The organism is Mycobacterium sp. 1245499.0, from assembly GCF_001673615.1.
Taxonomy (GTDB): Bacteria; Actinomycetota; Actinomycetes; order Mycobacteriales; family Mycobacteriaceae; genus Mycobacterium; species Mycobacterium europaeum_A.
On the sequence record NZ_LZMG01000060.1, the window covers coordinates 1 to 3182 of the forward strand.

A 3182-nucleotide genomic window follows, 5' to 3' on the forward strand; every position below is an offset into this window, starting at 1 on the left:
ATCTCCACGACGCGCCCATCAATCGCATTACGCTGACCGGTCAACTCCGCCAGTTCGTCGAAGAGCTCCTCGAGACGTTCCTTCGGGGACGCTTCGACGCTGGCTGCAGTCGCGGTCGGAGACATGACGCCATCATCACAGCCACCACCGACAAGTCCGGGCCGCCGGATGCCCGCTGAAGAGTTCGGTGCACGCATCCCCCAGCCCATGCCCGACAGGCACAGCCTCGGCCCACTGCACACACCGCGAATCCCGATCCGTGAGCCGAAATCAGGTCGCGCTAGGGCGCCTGCGCTTTCGATCCGGCCATCGATGCGGACCTCGATCCCGACATCGCGACAGGGTCGTCGTCCTCCCACAGCAGCAGCTGTCGAACCGCCGGGCGTGGGCCGTAGGGCCGCAGCATGGTGCTGGCCGGGCGTGGCCGCACCCGTTGTGGCCACCAGAACCAGCGCCCGAGAAGCCTTGCGACAGAAGGCGTCATGAATGACCGCACGATAAGCGTGTCGAACAACAGGCCGAGCCCGATCGTCGTCCCGATCTGACCGAGCACCTGAAAACCGCTGAACACGAACGCACACATGGTGACGGCGAAGACGATGCCCGCCGAGGTGACCACCGAGCCGGAGCCGGCCATGGCCCGGATGATGCCGGTATTCAGGCCCGCATGGATCTCTTCCTTGAACCGCGAGATCAACAGCAGGTTGTAGTCCGATCCCACCGCCAGCAGCAGGATCACCGCCAGCGCCAGCACGACCCAATACAGCTCGATGCCGAAGATGTACTGCCACACCAAGACCGAGAGTCCGAAGGACGCCCCCAGCGATAGCGCGACGGTGCCCACGATCACCAGCGCGGCGATCAGGCTGCGCGTGATGATCATCATGATGAGCAGGATGAGGCTCAGCGCGGCGAACGCCACGATCATCAGGTCGTATTTGGCGCCGTCCTGGATGTCCTTATAGGTCGAGGAGGTGCCACCGAGATAAACGTGCGCGTCGGCCATCGGCGTGCCCTTCAGGGCCTCATGTGCCGCCTTGGCCATCGGGTCGATGTGCGAAATGCCTTCCGGCGTAGCCGGATCGCCCTCGTGGGTGACGATCATCCGGACGGCCTTGCCGTCCGGGGACAGGAACAGTTTCAGCCCACGCTTGAAGTCGGGGTTGTTGAACACCTCGGGCGGCAGGTAGAAGGTGTCGTCGTTCTTGGCCGCGTCGAAGGCGCGCCCGAGCGCCGTCGCGTTGTCGATCGCGGCCGCGGTCTGCGCGTAGATCCCGGACAGCGTGGCGTAATTCGCAAGAGTCAGATCGCGATTGGTCTGCTGGCTCGCGATCTGCGGCGGTATCAGCGCCGTCAGTTTCGGCTGCAGCGCGTCGAGCTTGTCGAGGGAGGCCGTGAGGTTTTCGAACTTTTCGGTGAGCTGGTCAATGCCGTCGAGCGCGTCGAACAGCGACCGGAACGCGAAGCAGACGGGAATGTCGTAACAATGCTTCTCCCAATAGAAGTAGCTGCGCACCGGGCGGAAGAAGTCGTCGAAGTTCGCGATCTTGTCGCGCAGGTCCCGGATGGTGACGAGCGTGTCGCGGAAACTTTCGGTCTCCTCGTGGGTGGTGCCGGCAAGTTGTTGTTGCAAGGCGTACTGCTGCTTGAGGATGTCGATGGTCTTGCTCAGCTCGTTGGCCTGCTTGAGCGCGTCGTTGGCCCGATCCTGTTGATAGGTCAGGTTTTGCTGTTGCGCCGCACTGGAATTGCTGACCACGAAGGCGAGTGAGCTGTGGACGAGCGGGGTTCCCAGCGGCCGGGTGATGGTCTGCACCTGCGCCACACCCGGAACGTGGAACACCGCCTTGGCCACCTTGTCCAGCACGAGCATGCTCTCCGGGTTGCGCATGTCGTGATCGGTTTCGACCATCAACAATTCGGGCTCCAGACGGGCCCGCGAGAAGTGCTTCTCGGCGGCCGTGTACCCGATGTTGGCCGGCGCGCTGGCCGGCATGTACGGGCGGGTGTCGTAACTGGTCTTGTAGCCGGGCAGGGCGAGCAGGCCCACCAGGGCCAGCGCGCACGCCGCCGCGAGCACCGCTCCGGGCCAGCGGACGATGGCGGTGCCGATCCGCCGCCAGCCGCGGGTTCGGATCGCCCGTTTGGGGTCGAAGATGCCAACCATGGCGCCCAGGGTGAGGATCGCCGGCCCCAGCGTGAGCGCGGCGAACAGCGCGACGAGGATACCCAATGCGGCTGGGATACCCAGGCTTTGGAAGTAGGGCAACCGGGTGAAGCTCAGGCAGGCCACCGCGCCCGCGACGGTGAGCCCCGAACCCAACACGATGTGCGTCGTGCCGTGATACATGGTGTAGAAGGCTTTTTCGCGATCCTCGCCGGCGCCGCGCGCCTCCTGATAGCGGCCGACGAAAAATATTGCGTAGTCGGTGCCGGCCGCGATCACCAGCAGCGTGAGCAGATTCGTGGCATACGTCGACAGCCCGATCACGCCGGCATTACCCAGGAACGCGACAAGGCCTCGGGCCGCGGACATCTCGATGAGGACGGTGGCAAGCACCAGCAGCGTGGTGAGCACCGAGCGGTAGACGAAGAACAGCATCAGCGCGATCACCCCGATGGTGATCCCGGTGACCTTCGCGGTGCCCTTGCTGCCGACGTCGAACTGATCGGAGATCAGCGGCGCCGCACCCGTCACATAGGTCTTGACGCCCGGCGGCGGCTTCATGCGCTCGATGATGTCGCGCAGCGCCCCGACACCCTCGTTGGCCAACGCCGAGCCCTGATTGCCGGCGAGGTTCACCTGAACGTAAGCGGCCTTGCCGTCGCTGCTCTGCGACCCGGCCGCGGTCAACGTGTCGCCCCAGTAATCCTGGACGTGCTGGACGTGTTTGTGGTCCTGCTCGATCCTGCGGACCATCTCGTCGTAGAACCGGTGGGCGTCGGCGCCCAGCGGTTTGTCGCCCTCCAGCACGATCATCGCCGAGCTATCGGTGTTGAACTCTCCGAACTTCTCACCGATGCGCTTGATCGCCTTGAGCGACGGCGCATCTGGGGAGTTCAGCGCCACGTTGTGGGTCTTGCCCACGTCTTCTAGCTGCGGGACGGCGATGTTGGTGATGGCGGCCAGCGCCACCCAGAACAACAGGATCGGCAGCGCGAGCCGGCGGATGGTGCGCGGC

At 64.6% G+C, this 3182-nt stretch carries 1 protein-coding gene; it reads right to left on the reverse strand.

What is annotated here, in order from left to right; all coding sequences use genetic code 11:
- Positions 1 to 280: 280 nt before the first annotated feature.
- Positions 281 to 3182: RND family transporter (locus A5646_RS03045; protein WP_197505102.1), on the reverse strand; the 2902-nt coding region annotated here is incomplete at its 5' end.